Genomic DNA, 24,609 nt, shown 5'->3' on the forward strand with positions numbered 1-24,609 from the left:
CGGACATGGCAGGCGATCCCTACGAAGCACTTGGCGTATCCCGCGGCGCGACCGCCGACGAGATCAAGAAAGCCTATCGTCGGATCGCCAAGACCGACCACCCGGACCTGAATGCCGACCCCGCCGCCGCGGCCCGCTTTTCGGCGGCCTCGGCGGCCTATGACCTGCTGAAGGACCCCGAACAGCGCAAGCGGTTCGATGCGGGCGAAATCGACGCTTCGGGTCAGGAACGGGCGACGGCGCGGCAATGGCGCCAGCAGCCGGGGGGCGGCAATCCCTTCGGTGGAGGCTTTGGCGGCAGCGGTTTCGGCGGACATGCGCAGGACCCCGACCTGGCGGATGTCTTTGCCGACCTGTTTGGCCAGCGCCAGCAGCCCCGGGGCGGTTTCGGTGGCTTTGGCGGTTTCGGCGGGCGTGGTGACCAGCGCGGACAGGATCTGCGTCTGGCGCTGCGGGTCGATTTCCTGACCGCTGCCAAGGGCGGCCGCACGCGGATCACCCTGCCGGCGGGCGGCACGCTGGAGGTCGCGGTTCCCCAAGGCGTCCGCGAGGGCCAGACCATCCGCCTGCGCGGCAAGGGCGAACCTGGCATCGGCCGGGGCGGGCCGGGCGACGCCTATCTGGAGGTCTCGATCGCCGAACATCCGTTCTTCCGGCGCGACGGCGACGACATCCTGCTGACCCTGCCCATCAGCCTGGACGAGGCGATCCTGGGCGCCAAGGTCGCGGCCCCCACGATCGACGGGCCGGTGAACCTGACGATCCCCAAGGGCGCGACCTCGGGGCAGAAGCTGCGCTTGCGGGGGCGGGGCGTGAAGGGGGGCGACCAGCATGTCGAGTTGCGCATCGCCATGCCGCCGAAAATCGATCCCGAGCTGGAGGCCTTTGCGCAGAAATGGCGGGAAAGCCACGCCTATGATCCGCGCAAGGGCATGGGCAGCTAGGGCTGGTCGTACCGGCGTTCGCGTTCCGGCAACCGGGCCATGACGGCCCGGCGCGCCGCATCCGACATGGCACCCCAAGCTGCGATCTCCCCAAGCGTGCGGAAGCATCCGATGCAGAGGTCCTGGTCGGTGTCGATCTGGCAGATCTGGATGCAGGGGCTGAGTGTCATCTGAACCGTCTTGTCTGGTGAAGGGGGGACGGGACGGGCAAGCCCGTCCCGGACGCTGCCGCTTGGCCCTGCGCGCCCTAACGGGCGAGATAATTCAGCCGGTCCAACGCGCCTTGCAGGATATAGCCGGCCGCGACCTGGTCGATGACTTCGGCGCGGCGCTTGCGCGAAGTGTCGCCCTCCAGCAAGGCGCGTTCGGCGGCGACCGTGGACAGGCGTTCATCCCAATAGCCGATTGGCAGGTCGGTCAGGCGCGACAGGTTGCGGGCGAAGGCGCGCGTGGATTGGGCGCGGGGGCCTTCGCTGCCATCCATGTTGCGCGGCAGGCCCAGGATCAGCCCGGTCAGGCCGCGTTCGGCGGCGATCTTCAGCAGGGCCGCGGCGTCCAGGGTGAACTTTTCGCGCCGGATGGTGGTGATGGGCGAGGCGACCTGCCGCATGCCGTCGCTGACCGCCACGCCGATGGTCTTGGTCCCCAGGTCCAGCCCCGCCAGCGCGCCCATGGCGGGCAGGGCGGCGGCCATGTCGGTGATGTCTTCGAAGATCATTCGGTCATTCCTGCGGTTGCTGCGGCCTCGTCGATGATGGCCAGCGCTTCGGGGCTGTCGGCGAAATGGCCGCGTGCTTCGGACAGGATCGACGCGGCCTGGTCGTCGCGCCCCAGAACCGACAGCGCGCCGATCAGGCGGGCCCATTCCTGGGGCGTACCGCCCTGGCTGGCAAGGCGCTGCTGCAACCCCTCGACCATCGAGCCGACCATCTGCTGGCGTTCCTGATCGGTCATGTCGCCGGCGGCGGCGATGGCATCGTCGTCGGGGCTGGGCAGGGCGGCGGTGGCGGCGGGCGGCTGGTAATCGGGCTGCCCCGCCAGCCATGCCAGTTCCTCGATCGCGTTGCGGATGGTGGGCATCCAGGGCGCATCCTCGGGGCTTTCCTGCAGCAGGTCGCGCCAGATCGGAAAGGCGCGGTCCGGGCGTCCGTTCTGGATCAGCAGCACACCCTGCAGATAACGGGCCTGCGGCTGGTCCGGGTCCTGTTCCACGGCGCGGGCCAGCAGGGCTTCGGATTGCGGAGTGATGACGCCGCCTGCGGCATTGATCATCAGCGTGGCCAGCTGCATCAGCTGCACCGCATCGGCCTGATCGCCGCGCAGTTCGACCAGGTGCTGCTGGGCCTTCAGCGCGGCGGTCAGGTTGCCAAGGCGCATCTCGTTCGTGGCCAGAAGGGCAAGTCCCGTCTGGTCGTCGGGATTGCGGGCCACGGCCTCGCGCAGCTGCTCGATCATGGTCAGGAATTCGGGATCGGCGCCCGAGAGGTCCGGGACGGGCATGGCGGGCGCCTGCGCCACGGCCTGGTCCTGGCTGGGGCGGCCGCGATAGGCCTGATCGGCGGCGGCCAGGCGTTCGCCCATCGGCATGTCGGCGGCCCCCGGCACCCCTTCGCGCAGATAGAGCGCGACCGCACCGGCCGCCATGACCGCGACCGCCAGACCCGCACCCATCATGCCTGCAGATGTGGCCGCGGGACGCGCCTGCGACATGCGCCGGTCGGCATCCAGCACCTTGCGGCCGATCTCGGCGCGCAGCCGTTGGGCATCCTCGGGCTGGATCACGCCGCGTTCCAGGTCGTTCTCGACCTCCGACAGCTGGTCGCGATAGACGCGCAGGTCATAGGCGGCGGCAGGCTCGGCCCTGCCATCCGCCCGTCCCCGCCGGATCGGCGCCAGAATGGCAAGGGCAACAATCGCAGTCAGGGCCGCAGCCAGAATCCAGAACATCGGCATCCTCCGTTGGGCTTCTTCCCTAGCGGGGTTCGGCGGGAATCGAAAGCACTGCAAAGGGGGCACGCGCGCGGAAGTGACCGTCAGAACGTCGCATGTCGCATTTTGCCGTGATCTGCCGCATGACGCCTTGAGATCGGAGGCAAATCGCGGCCATGCTGGCGCCAGCACAACCCGTGGAATCCATCATGCCCGACGCCCCCCGTTCCGGTCGCTATTCCGTCTTTGCCATCGCCAGGCAGGCCTTGCGCCAGCATTCCGGCTGGACCCGCGCATGGGCCAGCCCCGTGCCGCGCGACCGCTACAAGGTGGTGATCGTGGGGGCGGGGGGGCATGGCCTTGCCACCGCCTACTACCTTGGCAAGAATTTCGGCATCACCGATGTCGCCATCATCGAAAAAGGCTGGCTGGGCGGCGGTAACACCGGGCGCAACACCACCATCATCAGGTCGAACTATCTGCAGGACCCGTCTGCGGCGATCTATGACAAGGCGCTGAAGCTGTACGAAGGCCTGTCGCAGGACCTGAACTACAACGTCATGTTCAGCCCGCGCGGGCTGATCATGCTGGCCCAGACCGAACATGAGATCCGGGGCTACAAGCGCACCGTCTATGCCAACAACCTGCAGGGTGTTTCGACCGAATGGGTCGATCCGCAGCGCCTGAAGGAGCTGGTGCCGATCATCAATATCGACGGGCCGCGTTACCCGGTCCTGGGTGGACTGTATCAGGCGCGGGGCGGCACGGCGCGCCATGATGCCGTGGCCTGGGGCTATGCGCGCGCCTGTTCGGACATGGGCATGCACATCATCCAGAACTGCGAGGTGACGGGGGTCGAGACCGAGGGCGGGCAGGTCCGCGCCGTCAACACCAGCAAGGGCCGCATCGGCTGCGACAAGCTGGCGATGGTGGTGGCCGGTCATTCCAGCCAGCTTGCGGAAATGGCGGGCTTCCGCCTGCCCATCGAAAGCGTCGCCCTGCAGGCACTGGTCAGCGAGCCGATCAAGCGCTGCATGGATGTGGTCGTGATGGCCAACACCGTCCACGGATACCTGTCGCAATCCGACAAGGGGGAAATGGTGATCGGTGGCGGCACCGACGGGTTCAACAATTTCACCCAACGCGGCAGCTGGCAGCATGTCGAGGAAACCGTCCGCGCCCTGGTCGAGACTTTCCCGATGCTGTCGCGCCTGAAGATGCTGCGCCAGTGGGGCGGTATCGTGGACATGACGGGCGACCGTTCACCCATCCTGTCCACCACCCCCGTGGGCGGCATCTTCGTTAATTGCGGCTGGGGCACCGGGGGCTTCAAGGCGATCCCCGGTTCGGGTTGGGCCATGGCCGAACTGGTCGCCAAGGGCAGCCCCGGTCCGCTGGCCGCCGCCTTCGGGCTGAACCGCTTCCGCGAGGGGCGGTTCATCGACGAATCCGTCGCAGCCGGCGTGGCGCATTAGGCATGGTTGCGCCGATGCGATGGGGGGCGGGAACTTACCGGGCGGGCTGCGAATTGGTGGATCACAACAGATCTGACCAAGAGGCATTGCCATGGCTGACCGCAACAACAACGGACTGTATTTCATCGTCGGCGCGATCGTCGTCGTCGTGGCCTTCCTGTTCTTCTTCATGTCGGGCGGAGACGGCGTCGATGTCGCGCCTGCCGATGGCGGCGGCGATACGAATGTCACCATCGACGCGGAACCCGATGCCCCCGCGGAAACTGCGCCCGTCGAGACGGCACCGGTCGAAACCGCACCTGCGGAACCGGCCGAACCCGCGCCCGCAAACTGATGCCCCTCAGGCCGCCCGCGGCCTGACCGGCGCATCCTTTATATCGTCCAAGACGCGCGCCGCACGGTTCATCCGTTGCGGCGCGTTCGCATATCCGGCCCCGGCCCTTGCAAGGATCACCCGATGCTGACGCTGACCTGCCCCTATTGCGGCATCTCTGCCGAGGAAACCGAACTGCACCCCGGAGGCGAGGCGCATCTGACCCGCGTCGGCCCGCAAGGCACCGATGAGGAGTTCGAGGGCTATCTGTTTGCCCGCAAGAACGCCAAGGGCGTTCATTTCGAACGCTGGCGTCATGTCTATGGCTGCGGCAAGTGGTTCCTGGCCGCGCGCTGCACCGCGACGCTGCAGGTCTTTGGAACCTACAAGGCGCAGACCCCGCATCCGCCGGCCGATATCGTGGCGGCGATCCGCCAGGCCCGCCCCGATTGGAACCCCGACTGGACGACCCGATAAATGACCCATGTGCCCCCCTTCCGCCTGCCTTCGGGCGGCCGCCTGATCGACCGGGCGTTTCAGGTCCCCTTCCGCTTTGACGGCCGCCATCTGCGCGGTCTGACGGGCGACACGCTGGCCTCGGCGTTGCTGGCCAATGGCCAGATGCTGATGGGCCGGTCCTTCAAGTATCACCGCCCGCGCGGCCCGCTTGCCTCGGGGGCCGAGGAGCCCAACGCCCTGTTCGGGCTGGGCCAGGGTGGCCGGTTCGAACCGAACCAGCGTGCCACGACGACGGCGCTGGCCAATGGCATGGTGCTGCGCAGCCAGAACTGCTGGCCCAGCCTAGACGCGGATGTCGGGTCGGTGAACAACTGGCTGGCGCCCTTCCTGCCGGCGGGCTTCTATTACAAGACCTTCATCCACCCACGCCCCTTTTGGAAGCATGTCTTCGAGCCCATCATCCGCCGCAGCGCGGGCCTGGGCCGCGCGCCGACCGACCCCGATCCCGACCGCTATGAACAGGCCTATGGCTTTGCCGAAACTGTCGTGGTGGGCGGCGGCATTGCGGGGCTGACGGCGGCGCGGGACGCCGCCGATGCGGGCGACCGGGTGCTGGTCCTGGAACAGACGGCCCATTGGGGCGGGCGCACGCCGACCGACCACGATGGCGGTCAGGCCGCGATCGACGCCCTGCTGGCCGATCTGCGCGGGCGCGACAACGTCACCCTGCGCCGCAACACCATGGCGACGGGGCTTTACGATCACGGCTATCTGATCGCCCGCGAGGCTCTGGCCGATCACGACCCGAATGCGGGCCTGCCGCGCCAGCGGCTGTGGCGCATCCGGGCCGGTCACGTCATCACCGCCACCGGCGCGCTGGAACGCCCGCTGTCCTTTGCCTGCAACGACGTGCCGGGGGTGATGCTGGCATCCGCCATGCGCGACTTCATCGCCGATTACGGCGTGGCGCCGGGGCGGCGGATCGTGGTCGTGACCAACAACGACGATGCCTATCGCACGGCACTGACGGCGGTGGCTGCGGGGTTGGAGGTTCCGGCCATCATCGACGCGCGTCCGCAGGCCACCGGCGATCTGCCCGATGCCGCGCGCCAGGCCGGGATCACGGTCCTGACCGGCAGCGCCATCGCCAAGGTCAAGGGCACGCGCCATGTCGAGGCCGTGGCGATCTGCGACCAGTCGGGCGAAGGGGCGCCGAAGCAGACCATCGAATGCGACGCGGTGGCCATGTCCGGCGGCTGGTCGCCGGTCGTGCATCTGTGGTCCCATTGCGGCGGCAAGCTGATCTGGGACGAGGCGCAGGCCATGTTCCGCCCCGATGCGGACCGACCGCCCCTGGGGGCGGACGGCACCGGCAACGTGACCGCCCTGGGATCGGCCAATGGCGATCTGCGCTGTGCGGGCGACCTGGAACGGACCGAGGGCGCGACGCAGCCCGTCTGGGTGATGCCCGCCAAGGCTCCCTACAAGCTGCGCGCCAAGATGTGGCTGGATTTCCAGAACGACGTGAAGGTCACCGATGTCGAACTGGCCGCCCGCGAAGGCTATGCATCGGTCGAACATACCAAGCGCTATACCACGCTGGGAATGGCGACGGATCAGGGCAAGCTGTCCAACATCAACGGGTTGGCCGTCCTGTCGGGGGCATTGAACCAGCCCATCCAGGCCACCGGCACCACGACCTTCCGCCCGCCCTATACGCCCCTGACCCTGGCCACCATCGCCGCCGAGGCCAAGGGCGATGCCTTCCAGCCCCTGCGCAAGACGCCGATGCATGACTGGCACGAACGCCACGGCGCATCCTGGGAGCCCGTGGGTCACTGGCGCCGCGCCTATGCCTATCTGCGCGGCACCGAGGATCGCCACGCCGCCGTCCACCGCGAGATCATGGCCGTGCGCAACGGCGTCGGCACGCTGGATGCATCCACCCTGGGCAAGATCATCGTCAAGGGACCGGATGCGGGGCGGTTCATGGACCTGCTGTATACCAACATGATGTCAACGCTGGCGGTCGGGAAATGCCGATACGGGCTGATGTGCAGCGAAAACGGCTTCCTGATGGATGACGGCGTCGTGGCACGCCTGTCCGAGGATACCTGGCTGTGCCACACCACCACCGGCGGGGCCGACCGCATCCATGGGCACATGGAGGATTGGCTGCAATGCGAATGGTGGGACTGGAAGGTCTATACCGCCAACGTGACCGAGGAATATGCCCAGATCGCGGTGGCCGGTCCCAAGGCACGCGAATTGCTGGACCGCCTGCCGGGCAGCATCGATTTCAGCCAGGACGCGCTGCCCTTCATGACCTGGGTGCAGGGCGACATCGCGGGCATCCCCGCGCGCGTCTTCCGCATCAGTTTCTCGGGCGAACTCAGCTATGAGATCGCGGTGCCTGCCAACCGGGGACCCGAGCTGTGGGAAGAGCTGCACAATTCCGGCCACGACCTGAACATCACCCCCTATGGCACCGAGGCGATGCATATCATGCGGGCCGAAAAGGGCTTCATCATGATCGGCGACGAAACCGACGGCACGGTGATCCCGCAGGATCTGGGGCTGGACTGGGCGATCTCGAAGAAGAAGGCCGACTATATCGGCAAGCGCGCCCAACGCCGCAGCCACATGACCGACGGCAACCGCTGGAAGCTGGTCGGGCTGGAGAGCCTGGACGACAACGTGCTGCCCGACGGTGCCTATGCGGTGGACGAAGGCGTCAATGCCAACGGCCAGCGCCGGGTGCAGGGGCGCGTCACCTCCAGCTATCATTCGCCGACCTTGGGCAAGCCCATCGCGATGGGGCTGGTCAGGCACGGTCCCGCCCGCATGGGGCAGGTGCTGGATTTCCCCATGCCCTCGGGCGAGGTGATGCAGGCGCGGATCGTCGATCCGGTGTTCTTTGACAAGGAAGGAGGCCGCTTGAATGGCTGATCCCATGGCCACCGTCACCCGCCAGACCGGGCTTGGCATGATCACCATCCGGGCCGACCTGGACCGCGCGGGCGATGCCATCGCCGAGGTCGCGGGCCTGGCGATCCCCGATGTCACCGGCATTACCGGTGACGGCAGTCGCGCCCTGGGATGGATGTCCCCCGACGAGTTGCTGCTGATCCTGCCCGCATCAGAGGTCGCCGAGGCGAAACAGGCACTGGAACAGGCGCTGACCGGCGAACATGCGCTGGTCGTCGACATGTCGAATGCCCGCGCGGTCTTCGACGTATCGGGACCCCATGCCGCCGATGTCATCGCCAAGCTGGCCCCCGTCGATGCGGCGGCCATGCCCCAGGGACATCTGCGCCGCACCCGTGCCGCCCAGACCGCTGCCGCCATCTGGCGTCAGGGCGGCGGATTCCGCGTCATCGGCTTTCGATCGACCGCCGATTACCTGGGGCTGATCCTGCAGAACGCCGCCATTCCCGGCAGCCAGCTGGCGCCCCGCTGAACAGGCGCCGGAACTGGCAAAGCACCCTTGCGTTGACCCTGCGAATGCGCGACCGTGCGCCGCGATCGCAGACCGAAACCTTTTGAAAGGACAGCGAAATGGCTTTTACCCTTCCTGATCTTCCCTATGCCCACGACGCCCTGGAATCCGCGGGCATGTCGCGTGAGACGCTGGAATACCACCACGACAAGCACCACAACGCCTATGTCACCAAGCTGAACGAGCTGGTTGCCGGGACCGAGTGGGAAGGCAAGTCGCTGGAGGACATCGTCAAGGGCACCTATCAGAAGGACGCCGTCGCCCAGAACGGCATCTTCAACAATGCCAGCCAGCACTGGAACCACAGCCAGTTCTGGGAAATGATGGGTCCGAACCCCGGCCCGATGCCTGCCGAACTGGAAACCGCGATCAAGGACAGCTTCGGCTCGGTCGAGGAGTTCAAGAAGAAATTCGCGGAAGCCGGTGGCGCGCAGTTCGGTTCGGGCTGGGCCTGGCTGGTCAAGAATGCCGATGGCAAGCTGGAGATCACCAAGACCGAAAACGGCGTGAACCCGCTGTGCTTCGGCCAGACCGCCCTGCTGGGCTGCGACGTGTGGGAGCATTCCTATTACATCGATTTCCGCAATGCGCGTCCGAAATATCTGGAAAACTTCCTGAACAACCTGGTGAACTGGGACAACGTGGCCTCGCGCCTCTGATCCCCGCCACCATGTGATGCGCCATGTGACGCAGGGGCCCGCCATGTCATTGGCGGGCCCTTTTGCATGGGACGCGCAGGCGTGATTGACGGGGCCGCGCGGCGGCATTGGCTTTTCCCCGTGTCGCGGTATAAGACCGTTGCAACGACAGAACAAATCGGGTGAAGGCGGGCATGGCCAACCAGAACGACAGCTTCATCGACGAGGTCACCGACGAACTGCGCCGGGACAAGCTCTATGGTGCCTTTCGGCGTTACGGCTGGATCGGCATCCTTGCGATCCTGCTGATCGTGGGGGGGGCCGCCTGGCGGGAATACAGCCAGTCGCGCGACCGCGCAGCGGCGCAAAGCTGGGGTGATGCCGTTCTGGCCGCCGTCGAGGATCAGGACCCCGAGGCCATCCGCACCATCGATCCGGCCGGTTCGGCCGGTCGCAAGGGGCTGGCCGACCTGCTGGCCGCGAATGCCTATCTGCAGGCTGATGACAGCGCCAAGGCTGCCGACGCGCTGCGCGACGTGGCCGGCGACGAAGAGGTTGGCACCACGCTGCGCGATCTGGCCCAGCTGAAGCTGGTGATGCTGGAAGGCCAGGACATGGACCCGTCCGAGCGCGACGCGATGCTGACGCGCCTGTCGCGCGCCGGTGCGCCCTTTGAACTGCTGGCGCTGGAACAGAAGGCCGTGGCCCTGATCGGCGCCGGGCGGTCCGAGGATGCGATCACCCTGATCCGCCAGATCCAGCAGAAGGACGGCCTCAGCGAAAGCTTGCGTCGCCGTCTGTCCGAGATGATGATCGCCCTGGGCATCGAGCCCGAACCGAATGATGCGATGGCCGCCCCGAAGTGACCGGGCACGGCAGGATGACTGGACGAGGGGAGAGGCGAGGATGACCGCCACGCTGCGACTGACCTTGGCGATTGCCGCTGGACTTGGACTTGCCGCTTGTGGCGACCGCGACGAGGTCCTGCCCGGGCAGCGGCTGGACCCGCTGGCCGTCATGTCGCCCGATGGCCCCGCGGTCGAAGGCGCACCGGGCGTGTCCGGCACCGCGCTGTCGCTGGCGGCCCCGGTCACCAATGCCGAATGGACGCATCGCGGCGGCAATGCCGCCCATGCGCCCGGCCATGTGCAGCTGGGCGCGGGCACGACCCGCATCTGGTCGGCCCCGATCGGACAGGGCGACAACCGCCGTCACCGCATCACCGCCGATCCGGTCGTGGCCGCCGGTCGCGTCTTCACGCTGGACAGCCGCGCCCGCGTGACGGCGACCGCGCTGAACGGCGGTCAGGCCTGGTCCACGGACGTGACGCCGGCGCTGGAAAACCCCGACAGCGCCTCGGGGGGCGGGCTTGCCTATGAGGGCGGGCGGATCTTCGTCACCACCGGTTTCGGCGAACTTGTCGCGCTGGACGCGGCGACGGGCGCCGTTCAGTGGCGCCAGCGCGTCGATGCCCCCATCAGCGGCGGACCGGCCGTGCAGGACGGCATGGTCTATGTCGCCGCGCAGAATTCCGTGGGTTGGGCCGTGCGCGCCAGCGACGGCAAGGTCATGTGGCAGACATCCGGCACCCCGTCCGGCTCGGGCGTGATGGGCGTCTCGGTGCCCGCCGTCCAGGGCGACACGGTGGTCTTTCCGTTCTCCTCGGGGCAGATGCTGGCGGTGGATCGCCAGACCGGGCTGACCAACTGGGCCGCCCAGATTGCCGGGACCCGCATCGGGCGCGCCATCGCGGTCATCCGCGACGTGACCGGCGATCCGGTGATCTCGGGGGGGCTGGTCTATGCAGGCACGTCGTCCGGGCGGATCGAGGCGACCGAAATGGCGACGGGCCAGCAGATCTGGTCGGCGCGCGAAGGGGCCAACAGCCCCGTTGTCGTGGCGGGCGGATCGGTCTTTGCCGTGAACGAACAGGCCGAGCTGGTGCGCCTTGATGCCGCCACGGGCGGGGTCATCTGGCGCCAGGCCATGCCCTATTTCACCACCGAGCGCGTCAGGAAGCAGAACGCCATCCACGCACATTACGGGCCGGTCCTTGCAGGTGGGCGGTTGTATGTCGCCTCCAGTGATGGCATGTTGCGTGCCTTCGATCCCGCCTCCGGTGCGCTGGTCGGTCAGGGAGAGATCCCCGGAGGCGCCGCCTCCGCCCCCGTCGTCGCCGGTCAAACCCTTTATGTCGTTGCACGCAACGGCCAGTTGCATGCGTTGAAATGACATTCACACTCGCCATCGTCGGCAGGCCCAATGTGGGCAAATCCACCCTGTTCAACCGCTTGGTCGGCAAGAAGCTGGCATTGGTCGATGACCAGCCGGGCGTGACCCGCGACCTGCGCGAAGGCGCGGGGCGTCTGGGCGACCTGCGCTTCATCGTCATCGACAGTGCCGGTCTGGAAATGGCCGAGGATGACAGCCTGCAAGGGCGCATGCGCCGCCTGACCGAACGCGCCGTCGACGAGGCCGATATCTGCCTGTTCGTCGTCGATGCCCGCATCGGCGTCACCGCCGCGGACGAATATTTCGCCGAAATCCTGCGCCGTCGTGCCAAGCACGTCATCGTCGCCGCCAACAAGTCCGAGGGCAAGGCGGGCGAGGCGGGCGCGATGGAAGCCTATGCGCTTGGCCTTGGCGAACCGCTGCGCATCTCGGCCGAGCATGGGGAGGGGATGGACGATCTCTATGGCGTCCTGATGCCCCTGGCCGATCAGATCGAGGCCGCCCGTCCGGCCCCCATCGAGGCCACCGTCGATATCGAGCTGTCCGAAGAGGATGCCGAATCCGGCGAGGGCGAGGATGAATGGCGCCCGTCCGAGAGCCGCCCGCTGCAGATGGCCGTCATCGGGCGACCGAACGCGGGCAAGTCCACGCTGATCAACAAGATCATCGGTGAAGACCGCCTTCTGACCGGCCCCGAAGCCGGGATCACCCGCGATTCCATCAGCGTCACCACGAATTTCATGGGCACGCCCATGCGGATCTTCGACACCGCCGGCATGCGCAAGCGCGCCAAGGTGACGGACAAGGTCGAAAAGCTGTCGGTGGCCGACGGCCTGCGCGCCGTGCGCTTTGCCGAAGTGGTCGTCGTGCTGCTGGATGTGGACATCCCCTTCGAACAGCAGGACCTACGCATCGCCGATTTCGCGGAAACCGAAGGCCGTGCCGTGGTCGTCGCCGCGAACAAGTGGGACCTGGAAGAGGACAAGCCGCACAAGCTGAACGAGCTGCGCCAGAACTTCGAAAAGCTGCTGCCGCAGCTGAAGGGTGCGCCGCTTGTCACGGTGTCGGCCCGTACCGGCAAGGGACTGGACCGGCTGCACAATGCGGTCGTCAAGGCGCATGAGGTCTGGAACCGCCGCGTATCCACCGCGCGCCTGAACCAGTGGCTGGGCGCCATGATCGAGAGCCACCCGCCCCCCGCGCCGGGTGGCCGTCGCATTCGCCTGCGCTACATGACGCAGGTCAAGACCCGTCCGCCCGCCTTTGTCGTCAAGGCGACGCATACCGACAAGATCCCGACCAGCTATCAACGCTATCTGGTGAACGGGCTGCGGACCGATTTCGACATGCCGGGAACGCCGATCCGGATCTTCTTCCGCGATCAGGGGGGCGACAACCCCTTCAAGGCCAAGGCCGCCAAGGCCAAGACCAGCCAGTCGGGTGCCCTGTCCAAGCACAAGGTCCGACAAAAGCCCAAGGGCAGTTGAGGAAAAGGGGGGCATCGCGCCCCCCTTTTCATGCGGGGATCAGCTGGCGGCGCGGACCAGCACGGTCGCCATGGCGGAAATGCCCAGGACCGCCGCCAGCGCCACGACGGGGTCGCTGCCCATGGTGGTGATGGCGAAGGCGCAAAAGGCCCAGATCATCGCGCTGCAATAGCCGATGCTGGGACCGATCCACATCTGGGCCGCCATGCCGATGGCCGCTCCGGGCAGGATGGCCAGCGCCGAGAGCGCCTGCACGGGCAGACCAAAGCGTGCCGAGGCGAACCCGGCCAGCGCGGCCGAAAAGACCGCCGTGGTCCAGCCTGCGAAAAAGCTGATGGCGGGCCGGTCGCGGCCTGCCGACCGGCGCGCGGCGGCAGTGGCCAGCACGGTCGTCGTCCCGGTCCCGATCAACATCAGTTCGGGCGTATGGCCAAAGACCCAAGGCCAAGCGGCGGCCACGGCCATCGCGGCGCTGATCAGCGGCCAGATGGGGCCATGGGCCTGCCGTGCGCCGCTGCTGTCGGAGGGGTCGATGATCTGACCGACCCCGTCCAGCAGCAGCACCCCCCAGACGACGATCAGCAGGCCCCACATCAGGATGTTGACCGGGTCCAGATACATCTGCGGGATGATCAGCGCGACATCCGGGTCGATCTGCAGCGGCGGCGGCAACAGCGGACCCGAGGACCGCGGGCTGTCCAGAACCAACAAGGGCAGCGGCGCCGCCTTGTCGGTGAAGGCCAGCCCCGAGATCACGAGGATCATCGAGAAGGCCAGCTGGATGAGGGGGCCAATGCGTTGCATCCTCGTCAACGCCGCCGGGCGTGGACCAGTTGCGACAAAGAAGGGGGCTGCCGCACGTTATTCTGCGCGGCAGCATTCTCGGGCTGGATCAGACCAGCCGGCCTTCGGCATCCAGCGTGGTGGCGCCCGCCAGATAGGGGTGCAGGGCGGCGGGCAGGACCACCGATCCATCGGCCCGCTGACCGTTTTCCAGAACCGCGATCAGGGCGCGACCGACGGCCAGGCCCGATCCGTTCAGCGTATGGACGAATTCGGTCTTGCCCCCGGTTTCCGGGCGATAGCGCGCATTCATGCGGCGGCCCTGATAATCCCCGCAATAGCTGACGCTGCTGATTTCGCGATAGCGGTCCTGACCGGGCAGCCAGACCTCCAGGTCGTGGGTGATGCGCGCACCCGCGCCCATGTCGCCCGTGCACAGGATCATGGTGCGATAGGGCAGCTCCAGCGCCTCCAGCACGGCTTCGGCGCAGCGGGTCATGCGGTCATGTTCGGCCAGGCCCGTTTCGGCATCGGTGATCGACACCATCTCGACCTTCTCGAACTGGTGCTGGCGCAGCATGCCGGTGGTGTCGCGGCCCGCGCTGCCCGCCTCGGAACGGAAGCACTGGCTGTGGGCGACCATGCGGCGGGGCAGGGCGGACTGATCCATCAGATCGCCGTTGACCGTGTTGGTCAGCGTCACCTCGGAGGTGGGGATCAGCCAGTATCCTTCGCGGGTCTTGTAGCTGTCCTCGCCGAATTTCGGCAGCTGTCCGGTGCCCGTCATCATGTCTTCCAGTACCAGGACGGGGGTCCAGGTTTCCTCCAGCCCGTGTCGGGTCACGTGCAGATCCAGCATGAACTGCGCCAGCGCGCGATGCAGGCGGGCGACGGCGCCCTTCAGCACGACGAAGCGGCTGCCCGAGAGTTTCGCGCCGGTCTTGAAATCCATGCCGGGCACGACGCCCGCGATCTCGAAATGCTCGACCGGCTTGAAATCCAGCGCGGGGGGCGTGCCCCAACGGCGCAGTTCGACATTATCGTCCTCGTCGCGGCCGATCGGCACGCTGTCCAGGGGCAGGTTCGGGATGCCCAGCAGCAGGTCGCGCAGCTGGCCGTCCAGATCATCGGCCTCGGCCTGCATCCGGGCGATGTCGGCCTTCTTTTCGGCCACCAATCCGCGCAGGCGCTGGAACTCGTCCTCGTCGCCGCGGGCCTTGGCGGCGCCGACCTCCTTGCTGGCCTTGTTCTGGTCGGCCTGGGCGGTCTCGGCGGCGTTGATGCGCGCGCGGCGTTCGCTGTCCAGCGACAGGATCTGCGAGGTCAGCCCTTCGAGGCCGCGCTTGTTCAGCGCCGCTTCGAACGCTTCGGGGTTTTCTCGGATCGCACGGATATCATGCATGTCGGCCACCTTCGCGGAAATTGATCGCTGCCTGACTAGCGCAAGGCGCGTGCCGACAAAAGCCTGCCTGTGCGGCCGGACCGCAAAGCCGATCAATCCGGGCAGAACAACCGATAGAGCAACGCCACGACCTCGGCGGCACGCGGGTCGGATACGCTGTAAAGACGCGCCTTGCCGTCACGGCGCGAGGCGACCAGGTTTTCCGCCCGCAAACGCGCCAACTGCTGACTGACGGCGGCCTGACGCTGGCCCAGCAGCTGTTCCAGCTGGCTCACGGTCTTTTCGCCTTCGGACAGGTGGCACAGGATCATCATGCGGCCTTCATGCGCCAGGGCCTTCATCAGCGCACTGGCCTCGGCCGCGCGGGCGGGCATGTCGCGGGCGACGGCATCGGCGCGGGTGTCCCCGATCGCCCTGTCGGGCGCTTCGGCCTGTGACGGTCTGGCCATCCTCACGCCCCCATGCGGGGGACGGCTGCACCCGCGCGAGTCATCATCCGTTCCAGCACGGGATAAAAATCGCGCGCACCCACATATCCCTCGATGCGGCCCGTCTCGACGCCGCGATCCAGCAGGATGAAGCTGGGCGTGACGCGGGGGCGGCCCGCCAGCGCCAGGCCGTCGGGATAGGGGCCGTTCATGTCGACCTCGAACAGGGGAGCGGCGACACCGGGACGCGACCGGTCGAAACCGGGCGCGATCTGGGCACGCCAGGCGCGGCAGAATTCGCATCCCGCTTCGGAGACCATCATCAGGCGCAGCGATTGCCTGTTCCAGTTCAGGCCGGTCTGGCCCGCCTGGACCGCACCGGGCATCATCGCGGCCGCCATGATCGCCAGTGTCTTGCGCCGGGAAACTGTGGACATTGGCGGCTCCTTTTTTCTGGGCATTGACCAAAGCTATGGACTGCACCAAGGCATGACAAGGATTGCATGCAGGTTGGCCGGGGGGGATTGCCCGCCCGGAAGGGCTGGTCCAGATTGCCGGGGGCATTGCGACATCCGACCGGGGGCTTGATGGACGACCTTCTGCAGCCATTGATCAATGGCGACCGCCGCGCCCTGTCGCGGGCGATCACGCTGGTGGAATCCACCCGCCCCGATCATCGCCGCGCGGCGCAGGATCTGATCGCCCGGCTGCCGGACCGCCAGGCGCTGCGCATCGGGCTGTCGGGCACCCCCGGCGTCGGAAAATCCACGTTCATCGAGGCGTTTGGCACGAATCTGACCGATCAGGGGAACAGCGTCGCGGTGCTGGCGGTGGACCCGTCCTCGGCGCGGTCCGGCGGCTCGATCCTGGGCGACAAGACCCGGATGGAGCATCTGGCCCGCAACCCGCGCGCCTTTATCCGGCCCTCGCCCTCGAACACCCAGCTGGGCGGCGTCGCGCGCCGCACGCGAGAGGCCGTCCGCCTCTGCGAAGCCGCCGGCTATGACATCATCGTGATCGAGACCGTCGGCGTCGGCCAATCCGAAACCCTGGTAGCGGATATGTCCGATCTGTTCATCCTGCTGCTGGCGCCTGCGGGGGGCGACGAATTGCAGGGCGTCAAGCGCGGCATCATGGAAATGGCCGACCTGGTGCTGGTCAACAAGGCCGATGGCGACCTGATGTCGCCGGCGCGCCGGACCGTCGCGGATTACGCGGGCGCGCTGCGGCTGTTGCGCAAGCGCCCCCAGGACCCCGAGGGTTTTCCCAGGGCGATGCCTGTATCGGCCGCCACGGGCCTGGGCCTGCCCGAAGCCTGGGATCAGATGCGGCAACTGGCCGATTGGCGCAGGCAGCACGGCCATTTCGACCGCAACCGCGCCGAACAGGCCCGCCACTGGTTCTGGGCCGAACTGCGCGCCGGGCTGATGGCCCGTCTGGACCGCCCCGAGGTCAAGGCCCGCATCGAGGATCTGGGCGGGCAGGTCGCCAAAGGCCAGCTGCCCGCCGCACTTGCCGCGCAGCAGGTGCTGGACTGGCTGGACGGGCCGTCGCAATAACTGCCCGATTTCGCGCCCCGCCCGTCCGGCGAATCGGCTAGACTGACAGGCGAAGGGAAAGCCCATGCGTGATTTGCCAGACCATGACCGTCTTTATGCCGCCCTTGTGGCGCGCGATCCCGCATACGAGGGGGTGGCGCTGGTGGGCGTGACATCCACCGGGATCTTTTGCCGACTGACCTGTCCGGCGCGCAAGCCCCTGGCGCGGAACTGCCGCTGGTTCGACAGCGCGCAGGCGGCGATGCAGGCCGGGTTCCGCGCCTGCCTGCGCTGCCGGCCGCAGGGCGCGCAGGCCGATGCGCATCCGGTGATCGCCCGGTTGACGCAAGCGCTGGCGCAAGACCCAGATCACCGCTGGTCCGAGGGGTGCCTGACGCGGATGGGGCTGGACCCCTCGACCGTCAGGCGGCTGTTCCGCCAGCATTTCGGGCAAAGCTTCCTGCAGATGGCGCGGGCCGCGCGGCTGCGCCAGGGCATGGGCCGGTTGAACCAAGGAGGACGCATGATCGACGCGCAACTGGATTCGGGATTTGATTCGGCTTCGGGGTTCCGGCGCGCCTTTGTTCAGCTTTTCGGCCATCCGCCGCATCGGATGACCTCGGATGCCGATCTGCGGGCCGATTGGCTGGACACGCCCCTGGGGGGCATGATCGCCATCGCCGATACCCAAGCGCTGCACCTGCTGGAATTCGTGGACCGCAAGGCGCTGCCCGCGGGGCTGCGCCGCCTGTCCGTGATGACGGGCGGACGCATCGGTCTTGGGCGGACGGGCATCACCGACATGACCGAGGCCGCGCTGCAGGATTACTTTGCGGGCCGCGCAGGTCGGTTGCAGGTGCCGGTGCGGCTGGCGGGCACGGCGTTCCAGACGCGCGTCTGGCAGGAATTGCAGGCGATTCCGGCAGGCCAGACGCGCAGCTATGCCCAGCTGGCCGCGGCGATCGGCCAGCCCAGTGCCGTGCGGGCCGTGGCGGGGGCCAATGGCGCGAACCGTCTGGCGCTGGTCGTGCCCTGCCACCGCGTCATCGGCGCCGACGGCACCCTGACCGGCTATGCGGGCGGGCTGTGGCGCAAGGAAAAGCTGATCGCGCTGGAGGCCGGATACCGCGATTTGGCGGGGATTTCGCCCGATAAGGCCCGATAAGGCCCGATAAGGGTTGACGGACCCCCTCGTGTCGCTGTAACCACCCGCAAACGGAATTCCGGGCGCTGCCTCGCGGCGCCCTTTCATATTGGGACGGACCCCTTGCCGGGAACGCCCGCGTAGTTGAGACAAAGGAACACACCATGTCGCGCGTCTGCGAACTGACCGGCAAAGGCCCGATGACCGGTAACAATGTCAGCCATGCCAAGAACCGCACCCGTCGCCGGTTCTTGCCGAACCTGAACGACGTCACGCTGACGTCGGAAGTGCTGGGCCGCGGCTATTCGCTGCGCATCTCGGCCGCAGCCCTGCGTTCGGTCGATCACCGCGGTGGTCTGGACGCCTTCCTGGCAAAAGCCAAGGACACCGAGCTGTCGGACCGCGCGCTGAAGATCAAGCGCGAGATCGCCAAGCTGGACGGCGCGGCAGTCCTGTCCGCCTGATTCGACCGGCAAGCCCCCTTGGGGTTTCCGAACGCACAGCCCCGCCCTTGCGCGGGGCTTTTGCATGTCCGATTTCCTGCTGATTTCCCGGCGGTCTTCGCCTAGGGTCGCGCCCATGTCCTTGCCTTCGCGCCTTGCCGGCCTTGCGCTGATTCTGACCCTGATGCTGACCGGCATCGGGCTGGGCGCGGCGCGTGGCGTGGTGCGTCAGGGTGATCAGATCGTCCTGTGCACCGGGCATGGCGTCGTGGTGACCCGCCTGCCGGGCGGAGAGGACCGGGCGCATCTGTGCCCCGACATGGCGCTGTCCCTGATGGCCGCGATCGGCGGCGCGGCGCCGGTTCTGCCGCTGCGGGTGGCACAGGTCGGGGGTTTTCAGGCAGTTCAGGTGCGGGTGGCCATTCCCGTTCCGGGGCGGGCGTGGCGGGTCCGCGACCCACCGGCAGGGGTCGCGTGATTCACCGACCCTGACAATTTTCCAAGGAAGAATCCGATGAAAACCCTGATCCTGACCGCCGTTGCGGTCGCCATGCCCTTTGCCGCCCTGGCCCATGACGGCATGCATGTCGAAGACGCCTATGCCCGCAGCGCCAATCCCATGACGGGCGCGATCTTCATGACGCTGGAGAATCACCGCGACGTGGCCTGCACGCTGCAAGGCGTCGAATCGGACGTGGCCGAACGGGTGGAACTGCATAGTCACACCCAGGAAGATGGCATCATGAAGATGGGCCGCATCGAAGGCGGCATTCAGGTCCCCGCCCAGCAAACCCACGCGCTGGAGCGCGGCGGCGATCACGTCATGCTGCTGGGCCTGACGCGCAAGCTGTCGGATGGCGACCAGGTCGCGCTGACGCTGGATTTCGGCGATTGCGGGCGCGAGGAAGCCACCGCCGTCGTGGATAACGCCCGCGCCGATGCGGGCCATGATATGGGCCAGATGGGCCAGGGCGGCGACCACGCCGGCCACTGACGGGCCTCAGGCGGTCTGCGCCACCAGCTGCGCGGCCGCCGGACCCAGATGCTGGACGATCCGCTGCACCCCTAGGGCAGACGGGTGGACCCCGTCGCCCTGCAGGAAGGGACCGCGCTGGTCTGGCGGCAGATCCGCCAGCGGCGCATAAAGATCCTGCAACAGCAGCGCCCCATGCCGATTGGCCAGCCGCGCCCAGATCTGAGTCCATGCCAGCCGCCAATCGGCCTGGCCCGCTGGGGCATGGATGCCGACCAGCAGCACGGGGCGGTCCCCGGCGCGGGCTTCGGACAGGATGGCGTCCAGGTTCTGTTCGGATTTCAGCGGGTCGAACTTGCGCAGCATGTCGTTGCCGCCCAGCTCGACAATGACGGCATCGGGGGCGTTGCGCCGGATCGACAGCCCGATCCGCACCCGCCCCCCATAGGTCGTATCCCCCGAAATCCCCGCATTGATCAGCTGTGCGGGCTGTCCCGCCGCTTGCAGGTATTGCGACAATTGTGGCACCAGCCCCTGGTCGCGGGGCAGGCCATAGCCGGCGGTCAGGCTGTCGCCCAGGCACAGCAGCCTGGGCAGGCCCTGGGCCCGCGCAGGCCCTGCGGCAGCCAGTGCCGCCACCATGGCCAGCATTTCACGTCTGTTCAGCGTCATCCGGCCTTCCTCAAGCGCAGGGCGTTGCCGACCACGAAGACCGAGGACAGCGCCATCGCCCCCGCCCCCAGCATCGGCGACATCTGCGGTCCACCAAAGGGCACCAGCACGCCCATTGCAACCGGCACCAGCGCGACATTATAGGCAAAGGCCCAGAACAGGTTCTGGCGGATGTTGCGCATCACGGCCCGCGACAGCGCGATGGCACGCGCCACACCACCCGGATCGCCCGACATCAGCACGGCGTCGGCGGTTTCGATGGCGATGTCGGTGCCCGTGCCGATGGCGATGCCCGTGCGGGCGGCGGCCAGGGCCGGGGCATCGTTGATCCCGTCGCCGACGAAGACGCTGTCATCGCCCATGTCGCGGATCAGGGTCAGCTTGTCTTCGGGCGACAGGCCGCCGCGGGCGTCGTCGATGCCCAGGCTGGTCCCCATGGCGCGGGCGGTCGCGGGCGTGTCGCCAGACAGCATCACGGTCGTGATGCCCAAGGCGTGCAGATCGGCGATGGCCTTGGCCGATTGCGGACGGGCGGCGTCCATGACCGCGAAGCTGGCGCGATGCGTGCCGTCGATGGCCAGGTGAACGGGCGTTGCCCCCTGATCGGCGGCCCCGGTCGCGTGGGTTATCAGCGTCGGATCGGGTGCGATCCCGGCCGCGTCCAGCGCTGCCAGGTTGCCGATCAGCAGGTCCTGGTCCTCTACCCGCGCCCGCAGGCCCTGGCCCGCGATGGCAGTGACTGCCTGCGCGGCGGGCAGGTCCTGACCTGTGGCGGCAGTCAAAAAAGCGGCGGCCAGGGGATGTTCGGACCGGGCCTCGGCGGCGGCGATCAGGCGCAGGGCCTGGACGGCCTCGATCCCGGCGGTCCAGGTTCCCGTCAGGGTCGGATGGCCCAAGGTCAGGGTGCCGGTCTTGTCAAAGCCGACGATCCGAGCCGTTGCCAGCTTTTGCAGCGCGTCACCCTGGCGGAACAGCACGCCCAGCTGCGCCCCGCGGCCTGTCCCCACCAGGATCGACATCGGCACCGCCAGCCCCATCGCGCAGGGGCAGGCGATGATCAGCACCGCCACCGCCGCCACGACCGCCTGCGCCAGTCCCGGACCGAAGACCAGCCACAGGATCAGCGTCAGGATCGACAGCGCGATGATGCAGGGCACGAAGACACGGGTCACCTTGTCGACCAGCGCCTGCACGGGCAGACGGGCATTCTGAGCCCCTTCGACCAGGGTGACGATCCGCGACAGGACGGTGTCGCCCCCCGTGGCGGTCACGCGGAGGGTCATGGCGGCGCTGCCGTTCACGGTGCCGCCGGTCACCGTGTCGCCCGTGATCTTGGCGACGGGGGCCGGTTCGCCCGTCAGCATCGATTCGTCGATGCGACCCGCCCCTTCGGTGATAATGCCGTCCAAGGGAACGCGCTGGCCCGGCGACAACAGCAGCAGGTCGCCCACCTGGACCTGGTCGATGGGCAGGACGATCTGCCTGCCATCGCGCAGCAGGGTGGCGGTGTCGGGGGCCAGATCCATCAGCTGTCGGATGGCGGCACCGGCCTGGCCCTTGGCGCGGGCCTCCAGCCAACGGCCCATCAGGATCAGGGTGACGATGACGGCGGCGGCTTCGAAATAGACGTGTCGCGATGGGTCCGGCACCAGCGCGGGCGCCAGCGTGACCACAGCCGAATACAGAAACGCCGCCCCCGAACCCAGGGCAACCAGGCTGTTCATTTCGGGCGCCGCGCGCGACAGCGCCCTGAACCCGGTCCTGAAGAACCGCCGCCCCGGACCCGCCAGCACCGCCAGCGCCAGCAGCATCTGCCCGACCCACAGCGCCTGCATGGGCACCATGCCGTGCAGCCAGCCGTGAAAGGCGGGAACAAGATGGCCGCCCATTTCGACGATGAACAGCGGCAGCGTCAGCGCCAGCGCGATCAGGAAATCGCGGCGCAGGACGGCGGCTTCGTCGGGAATGGCGGCTTTTTGCGTCCCATCGGTGATGACCGACGCGGAATAGCCCAGTTCGCTGACCAGCCGCGCCACGGCCCGGGGTTCCAGATTCGGGGCATGGACCACCTGCGCCTGCCCGGTGGCCACGTTCACCTGCGCCGAGGCGACCTGCGGGGCCTGCGCCAGCCCGCGCTGGACGCGCCCCTGGCAGGACGCGCAGCTCATACCCTGAACCTGCAGGCGGGTGGTGGTCAGCTGGGCGGGATACCCGGCCTTGTCCAGTGCCTCGGTGATCCGGGCCAAGGGAAGGTCATGGGTCTGCATCCGGGCGCGCCTGGTGGCGGGATTGACCGAAAGATCGCTGATGCCGGGCAGGGCGGACAGGGCGCGTTCGATGCGGCCCGCGCAGGATGCACAGTTCATGCCCGGAACGGGCAGGTCCAGAAGGGCTGTCATGTCGGCGGTCGCTTTCGGATGGTTCATCAGGGCGGCGGGGTTGCGGCGCAGGGGGTGACCCACCATCTTCATGTGTGAAGTTTGTGCCGCATGATCAAGCCATCCCTGACCCGTGATGCGGTCATCAGTTGCGGCAACAGGCGTTTTGCCTGTATCCAGACCAAAACCACCGGACGAGGAATACCGCCATGAACCGCCGTCAGTTGATTTCGCTGGCCCTGCCGCTGATCGCCGCGCCGTCGCTGGTGATGGCTCAGGCCGCACCCAAGGCCCCCGTCGCGACCAAGCCTGCGACCGACCCCTATATTCCCACCGAAGTCGCCATCCGCGACGATTTCGAGGTCGGCAGCATCGTCGTCGTCAGCAAGGACTTCTTCCTCTATCACGTCATCGCGCCGGGTCGGGCGATCCGCTATGGCGTGGCCGTCGGCAAGGATGAGCTGGTCTGGAAGGGCAAGGCCACCATCGGCCGCAAGGTCGAATGGCCCAGCTGGCGCCCGACGCAGGACATGATCGAACGCAACCCCGCCGCCTACAAGCAATACGAGGACGGCATGCCCGGTGGTCCGCAGAACCCGCTTGGGGCACGGGCACTGTATCTGTACAACGCGCAGGGCCAGGATACGGCCATCCGCATCCACGGCACGACGCAGCCCGGCTCGATCGGCACGGCCGTGTCGAACGGCTGCCTGCGGATGCGCAACGAGGCCGTGATCAGCCTGTTCAACCAGGTGCCGGTCGGCACGCCCGTCTACGTCTTCTGAACTTGACGCTGACGCTGGACAGGGTCGCGGGCCCCTCGCTCGAGGGGTTCGACGACATCATCGACGTGCGGGCACCCGCCGAATTCGCCGAGGATCACCTGCCCGGCGCCATCAACCTGCCGGTGCTGGACGATGCCGAACGCGAACGCGTGGGCACGATCTACAAGCAGGTTTCGCCCTTTGATGCGCGCAAGATCGGCGCGGCGCTGGTGTCGGCCAATGTCGCGCGCCATATCGCGGGGGCGCTGGCCGACAAGCCGGGCGGCTGGCGGCCCCTGGTCTATTGCTGGCGGGGCGGTCAGCGTTCGGGCAGTTTCGCGACCATCCTGGCCCAGATCGGCTGGCGGGTCAGCCGCGTCGAAGGGGGCTACAAATCCTGGCGTCGCCTGGTGGTCGACCGCGTGCAGAACGGGCCCATCGCGTCGCGCGTCATCGTGCTGGACGGCAATACCGGCAGTGCCAAGACCGAGATCCTGAACCGCCTGGCGACCCGCGGCCATCAGGTCATCGACCTGGAAGGCATGGCCAATCATCGGGGCAGCCTGTTCGGTGCCATGCCCGGCGGCCAGCCCAGCCAGAAGATGTTCGAGGGCAGGCTGGCCATCGCGCTGGAATCGCTGGACCCCGCGCGCCCCGTCCTGATCGAGGCCGAAAGCAGCCGTATCGGCGCGATCACAGTCCCCAAGGCCATGTGGCAGGCCATCTGCGCCGCGCCCCGCCTGCAGATGCATGTGCCGGTCGGGGCCCGCGCGGCCTTCACCGCTCACAGCTATGACGACATGGTCGAGGACCCGGACCGCGTGGGCCATATCCTGGATCTGCTGACGCCGCTGCATCCCGCCGAACGGATCGAGACCTGGCGCGGGCTTCTTCAGGCCCGGCAATGGCAGGCCCTGTCCGAAGGTCTGCTGCGCGACCATTACGACCCCCGCTATGACAAGCACCGTGCGCGTCACGACGACGGCACGGGGCATGCGGTCAGCTTAGCCGACCTGACGGATCTGGAGGCAGCAACCGGGGCGGTCGAAGACGCCTTGGCCCGGATGCCGGGCTGACGGGGTGCCGCCGGACCGGGTCCGGCGGCGCG

General features: G+C 67.7%; 26 protein-coding genes. 17 read left to right on the top strand and 9 right to left on the bottom strand.

The features are described from left to right. Positions 1 to 5: 5 nt before the first annotated feature. Entirely contained in the window at positions 6 to 944 is a 939-nt protein-coding gene (locus tag IE00_RS04600; protein ID WP_072295991.1) for a DnaJ C-terminal domain-containing protein, read from the top strand. Here the strand turns inward: IE00_RS04600 and IE00_RS04605 are convergent. The 3 genes from IE00_RS04605 to ccmI form a co-directional block, all read right to left on the bottom strand. Continuing rightward, positions 941 to 1,114 (bottom strand): DUF1289 domain-containing protein, encoded by a 174-nt coding sequence (locus IE00_RS04605; RefSeq protein WP_072295892.1) that lies wholly within the window; start codon positions 1,112 to 1,114, stop codon positions 941 to 943. The two genes, IE00_RS04600 and IE00_RS04605, sit on opposite strands and share 4 nt — an antisense overlap. Positions 1,115 to 1,191: 77 nt before the next feature. After that, positions 1,192 to 1,662: a Holliday junction resolvase RuvX gene (ruvX, locus tag IE00_RS04610; protein WP_072295893.1), complete on the bottom strand. Its 471-nt coding sequence runs from the start codon at positions 1,660 to 1,662 to the stop codon at positions 1,192 to 1,194. Next, positions 1,659 to 2,891 (bottom strand): c-type cytochrome biogenesis protein CcmI, encoded by a 1,233-nt coding sequence (gene ccmI / locus IE00_RS04615; RefSeq protein WP_083554051.1) that lies wholly within the window; start codon positions 2,889 to 2,891, stop codon positions 1,659 to 1,661. The genes ruvX and ccmI overlap by 4 nt, the downstream gene beginning before the upstream one ends. A 191-nt stretch (positions 2,892 to 3,082) precedes the next feature. Here ccmI and IE00_RS04620 point away from each other — a divergent pair, with 191 nt between their 5' ends. From IE00_RS04620 to der, 9 genes are all read left to right on the top strand, one after another. Beyond that, positions 3,083 to 4,348 (top strand): sarcosine oxidase subunit beta family protein, encoded by a 1,266-nt coding sequence (locus tag IE00_RS04620; RefSeq protein ID WP_083554074.1) that lies wholly within the window; start codon positions 3,083 to 3,085, stop codon positions 4,346 to 4,348. A gap of 91 nt (positions 4,349 to 4,439) precedes the next feature. Further along, positions 4,440 to 4,682 (top strand): hypothetical protein, encoded by a 243-nt coding sequence (locus IE00_RS04625; protein WP_072295896.1) that lies wholly within the window; start codon positions 4,440 to 4,442, stop codon positions 4,680 to 4,682. Positions 4,683 to 4,805: 123 nt separating this feature from the next. Then, positions 4,806 to 5,138 (top strand): sarcosine oxidase subunit delta, encoded by a 333-nt coding sequence (locus IE00_RS04630; RefSeq protein WP_072295897.1) that lies wholly within the window; start codon positions 4,806 to 4,808, stop codon positions 5,136 to 5,138. After that, positions 5,139 to 8,069, top strand: coding sequence for a sarcosine oxidase subunit alpha family protein (locus IE00_RS04635; RefSeq protein WP_072295898.1), 2,931 nt, complete (start codon positions 5,139 to 5,141; stop codon positions 8,067 to 8,069). Next, positions 8,062 to 8,580, top strand: a complete 519-nt coding sequence (locus IE00_RS04640) for a sarcosine oxidase subunit gamma (protein WP_072295899.1) — start codon at positions 8,062 to 8,064, stop codon at positions 8,578 to 8,580. Before IE00_RS04635 ends, IE00_RS04640 begins: the two co-directional genes overlap by 8 nt. 98 nt (positions 8,581 to 8,678) lie before the next feature. Continuing rightward, on the top strand, positions 8,679 to 9,278 hold the full coding sequence (locus IE00_RS04645; protein ID WP_072295900.1) for a superoxide dismutase: 600 nt from the start codon (positions 8,679 to 8,681) through the stop codon (positions 9,276 to 9,278). A gap of 173 nt (positions 9,279 to 9,451) precedes the next feature. Then, the gene (locus tag IE00_RS04650) at positions 9,452 to 10,123 is read left to right on the top strand and encodes a tetratricopeptide repeat protein (RefSeq protein WP_072295901.1); all 672 of its coding nucleotides are present in this window, start codon (positions 9,452 to 9,454) and stop codon (positions 10,121 to 10,123) included. 40 nt (positions 10,124 to 10,163) lie between these two features. Further along, positions 10,164 to 11,489: a PQQ-binding-like beta-propeller repeat protein gene (locus IE00_RS04655; RefSeq protein ID WP_072295902.1), complete on the top strand. Its 1,326-nt coding sequence runs from the start codon at positions 10,164 to 10,166 to the stop codon at positions 11,487 to 11,489. After that, positions 11,486 to 12,976 carry a ribosome biogenesis GTPase Der gene (der, locus tag IE00_RS04660; protein ID WP_072295903.1) on the top strand — a complete coding sequence of 497 codons (1,491 nt, stop codon included), beginning with the start codon at positions 11,486 to 11,488 and terminating at the stop codon, positions 12,974 to 12,976. The genes IE00_RS04655 and der overlap by 4 nt, the downstream gene beginning before the upstream one ends. Positions 12,977 to 13,015: 39 nt before the next feature. Here der and IE00_RS04665 read toward each other — a convergent pair whose 3' ends face one another. The 4 genes from IE00_RS04665 to IE00_RS04680 all read right to left on the bottom strand — a co-directional run bounded on the left by IE00_RS04665 (position 13,016) and on the right by IE00_RS04680 (position 16,026). After that, on the bottom strand, positions 13,016 to 13,780 hold the full coding sequence (locus IE00_RS04665) for a hypothetical protein (RefSeq protein WP_072295904.1): 765 nt from the start codon (positions 13,778 to 13,780) through the stop codon (positions 13,016 to 13,018). An 88-nt stretch (positions 13,781 to 13,868) separates the two neighbouring features. Next, the gene (serS, locus tag IE00_RS04670; RefSeq protein WP_072295905.1) at positions 13,869 to 15,161 is read right to left on the bottom strand and encodes a serine--tRNA ligase; all 1,293 of its coding nucleotides are present in this window, start codon (positions 15,159 to 15,161) and stop codon (positions 13,869 to 13,871) included. A gap of 92 nt (positions 15,162 to 15,253) precedes the next feature. Beyond that, positions 15,254 to 15,610 (bottom strand): helix-turn-helix transcriptional regulator, encoded by a 357-nt coding sequence (locus IE00_RS04675; protein WP_240493790.1) that lies wholly within the window; start codon positions 15,608 to 15,610, stop codon positions 15,254 to 15,256. A gap of 2 nt (positions 15,611 to 15,612) precedes the next feature. Then, positions 15,613 to 16,026, bottom strand: coding sequence for a SoxS protein (locus IE00_RS04680; RefSeq protein WP_240493791.1), 414 nt, complete (start codon positions 16,024 to 16,026; stop codon positions 15,613 to 15,615). Between the two features lie 150 nt (positions 16,027 to 16,176). Between IE00_RS04680 and meaB the strand changes: the two genes are divergently transcribed. The 5 genes from meaB to IE00_RS04705 all read left to right on the top strand — a co-directional run bounded on the left by meaB (position 16,177) and on the right by IE00_RS04705 (position 19,708). Beyond that, a complete protein-coding gene (gene meaB, locus IE00_RS04685) occupies positions 16,177 to 17,148 on the top strand; it encodes a methylmalonyl Co-A mutase-associated GTPase MeaB (protein ID WP_072295906.1) in 972 nt (323 codons plus the stop codon). Between the two features lie 64 nt (positions 17,149 to 17,212). Next, the gene (locus tag IE00_RS04690; protein WP_072295907.1) at positions 17,213 to 18,292 is read left to right on the top strand and encodes a bifunctional transcriptional activator/DNA repair enzyme AdaA; all 1,080 of its coding nucleotides are present in this window, start codon (positions 17,213 to 17,215) and stop codon (positions 18,290 to 18,292) included. A 143-nt stretch (positions 18,293 to 18,435) separates the two neighbouring features. Further along, positions 18,436 to 18,735: a 50S ribosomal protein L28 gene (rpmB, locus tag IE00_RS04695; RefSeq protein WP_072295908.1), complete on the top strand. Its 300-nt coding sequence runs from the start codon at positions 18,436 to 18,438 to the stop codon at positions 18,733 to 18,735. 115 nt (positions 18,736 to 18,850) lie between these two features. After that, positions 18,851 to 19,192 carry a hypothetical protein gene (locus tag IE00_RS20040; protein ID WP_072295909.1) on the top strand — a complete coding sequence of 114 codons (342 nt, stop codon included), beginning with the start codon at positions 18,851 to 18,853 and terminating at the stop codon, positions 19,190 to 19,192. A gap of 36 nt (positions 19,193 to 19,228) precedes the next feature. Continuing rightward, the gene (locus IE00_RS04705; protein ID WP_072295910.1) at positions 19,229 to 19,708 is read left to right on the top strand and encodes a copper chaperone PCu(A)C; all 480 of its coding nucleotides are present in this window, start codon (positions 19,229 to 19,231) and stop codon (positions 19,706 to 19,708) included. Positions 19,709 to 19,714: 6 nt separating this feature from the next. Here IE00_RS04705 and IE00_RS04710 read toward each other — a convergent pair whose 3' ends face one another. Both IE00_RS04710 and IE00_RS04715 read right to left on the bottom strand, forming a co-directional pair. After that, a complete protein-coding gene (locus IE00_RS04710) occupies positions 19,715 to 20,359 on the bottom strand; it encodes an arylesterase (RefSeq protein WP_240493792.1) in 645 nt (214 codons plus the stop codon). Further along, complete coding sequence (locus tag IE00_RS04715) at positions 20,356 to 22,830, bottom strand: heavy metal translocating P-type ATPase (RefSeq protein WP_371328424.1); 2,475 nt, start codon at positions 22,828 to 22,830, stop codon at positions 20,356 to 20,358. Before IE00_RS04715 ends, IE00_RS04710 begins: the two co-directional genes overlap by 4 nt. 116 nt (positions 22,831 to 22,946) lie before the next feature. Here IE00_RS04715 and IE00_RS04720 point away from each other — a divergent pair, with 116 nt between their 5' ends. After that, positions 22,947 to 23,522 (top strand): L,D-transpeptidase, encoded by a 576-nt coding sequence (locus tag IE00_RS04720; protein ID WP_072295911.1) that lies wholly within the window; start codon positions 22,947 to 22,949, stop codon positions 23,520 to 23,522. A gap of 2 nt (positions 23,523 to 23,524) precedes the next feature. Continuing rightward, complete coding sequence (gene mnmH, locus IE00_RS04725; protein ID WP_072295912.1) at positions 23,525 to 24,577, top strand: tRNA 2-selenouridine(34) synthase MnmH; 1,053 nt, start codon at positions 23,525 to 23,527, stop codon at positions 24,575 to 24,577. Positions 24,578 to 24,609: the final 32 nt, after the last annotated feature.

This window comes from Paracoccus sp. SM22M-07, assembly GCF_001887735.1.
Lineage (GTDB): Bacteria > Pseudomonadota > Alphaproteobacteria > Rhodobacterales > Rhodobacteraceae > Paracoccus.

Excerpts from the sequence above, each read along its gene's own strand:
- IE00_RS04600 (WP_072295991.1), top strand. The coding sequence starts at position 6 with ATGGCAGGCGATCCCTACGAAGCACTTGGCGTATCCCGCGGCGCGACC.
- IE00_RS04605 (WP_072295892.1), bottom strand. The coding sequence starts at position 1,114 with ATGACACTCAGCCCCTGCATCCAGATCTGCCAGATCGACACCGACCAG.
- ruvX (WP_072295893.1), bottom strand. The coding sequence starts at position 1,662 with ATGATCTTCGAAGACATCACCGACATGGCCGCCGCCCTGCCCGCCATG.
- ccmI (WP_083554051.1), bottom strand. The coding sequence starts at position 2,891 with ATGTTCTGGATTCTGGCTGCGGCCCTGACTGCGATTGTTGCCCTTGCC.
- IE00_RS04620 (WP_083554074.1), top strand. The coding sequence starts at position 3,083 with ATGCCCGACGCCCCCCGTTCCGGTCGCTATTCCGTCTTTGCCATCGCC.
- IE00_RS04625 (WP_072295896.1), top strand. The coding sequence starts at position 4,440 with ATGGCTGACCGCAACAACAACGGACTGTATTTCATCGTCGGCGCGATC.
- IE00_RS04630 (WP_072295897.1), top strand. The coding sequence starts at position 4,806 with ATGCTGACGCTGACCTGCCCCTATTGCGGCATCTCTGCCGAGGAAACC.
- IE00_RS04635 (WP_072295898.1), top strand. The coding sequence starts at position 5,139 with ATGACCCATGTGCCCCCCTTCCGCCTGCCTTCGGGCGGCCGCCTGATC.
- IE00_RS04640 (WP_072295899.1), top strand. The coding sequence starts at position 8,062 with ATGGCTGATCCCATGGCCACCGTCACCCGCCAGACCGGGCTTGGCATG.
- IE00_RS04645 (WP_072295900.1), top strand. The coding sequence starts at position 8,679 with ATGGCTTTTACCCTTCCTGATCTTCCCTATGCCCACGACGCCCTGGAA.
- IE00_RS04650 (WP_072295901.1), top strand. The coding sequence starts at position 9,452 with ATGGCCAACCAGAACGACAGCTTCATCGACGAGGTCACCGACGAACTG.
- IE00_RS04655 (WP_072295902.1), top strand. The coding sequence starts at position 10,164 with ATGACCGCCACGCTGCGACTGACCTTGGCGATTGCCGCTGGACTTGGA.
- der (WP_072295903.1), top strand. The coding sequence starts at position 11,486 with ATGACATTCACACTCGCCATCGTCGGCAGGCCCAATGTGGGCAAATCC.
- IE00_RS04665 (WP_072295904.1), bottom strand. The coding sequence starts at position 13,780 with ATGCAACGCATTGGCCCCCTCATCCAGCTGGCCTTCTCGATGATCCTC.
- serS (WP_072295905.1), bottom strand. The coding sequence starts at position 15,161 with ATGCATGATATCCGTGCGATCCGAGAAAACCCCGAAGCGTTCGAAGCG.
- IE00_RS04675 (WP_240493790.1), bottom strand. The coding sequence starts at position 15,610 with ATGGCCAGACCGTCACAGGCCGAAGCGCCCGACAGGGCGATCGGGGAC.
- IE00_RS04680 (WP_240493791.1), bottom strand. The coding sequence starts at position 16,026 with ATGTCCACAGTTTCCCGGCGCAAGACACTGGCGATCATGGCGGCCGCG.
- meaB (WP_072295906.1), top strand. The coding sequence starts at position 16,177 with ATGGACGACCTTCTGCAGCCATTGATCAATGGCGACCGCCGCGCCCTG.
- IE00_RS04690 (WP_072295907.1), top strand. The coding sequence starts at position 17,213 with ATGCGTGATTTGCCAGACCATGACCGTCTTTATGCCGCCCTTGTGGCG.
- rpmB (WP_072295908.1), top strand. The coding sequence starts at position 18,436 with ATGTCGCGCGTCTGCGAACTGACCGGCAAAGGCCCGATGACCGGTAAC.
- IE00_RS20040 (WP_072295909.1), top strand. The coding sequence starts at position 18,851 with ATGTCCTTGCCTTCGCGCCTTGCCGGCCTTGCGCTGATTCTGACCCTG.
- IE00_RS04705 (WP_072295910.1), top strand. The coding sequence starts at position 19,229 with ATGAAAACCCTGATCCTGACCGCCGTTGCGGTCGCCATGCCCTTTGCC.
- IE00_RS04710 (WP_240493792.1), bottom strand. The coding sequence starts at position 20,359 with ATGACGCTGAACAGACGTGAAATGCTGGCCATGGTGGCGGCACTGGCT.
- IE00_RS04715 (WP_371328424.1), bottom strand. The coding sequence starts at position 22,830 with ATGAAGATGGTGGGTCACCCCCTGCGCCGCAACCCCGCCGCCCTGATG.
- IE00_RS04720 (WP_072295911.1), top strand. The coding sequence starts at position 22,947 with ATGAACCGCCGTCAGTTGATTTCGCTGGCCCTGCCGCTGATCGCCGCG.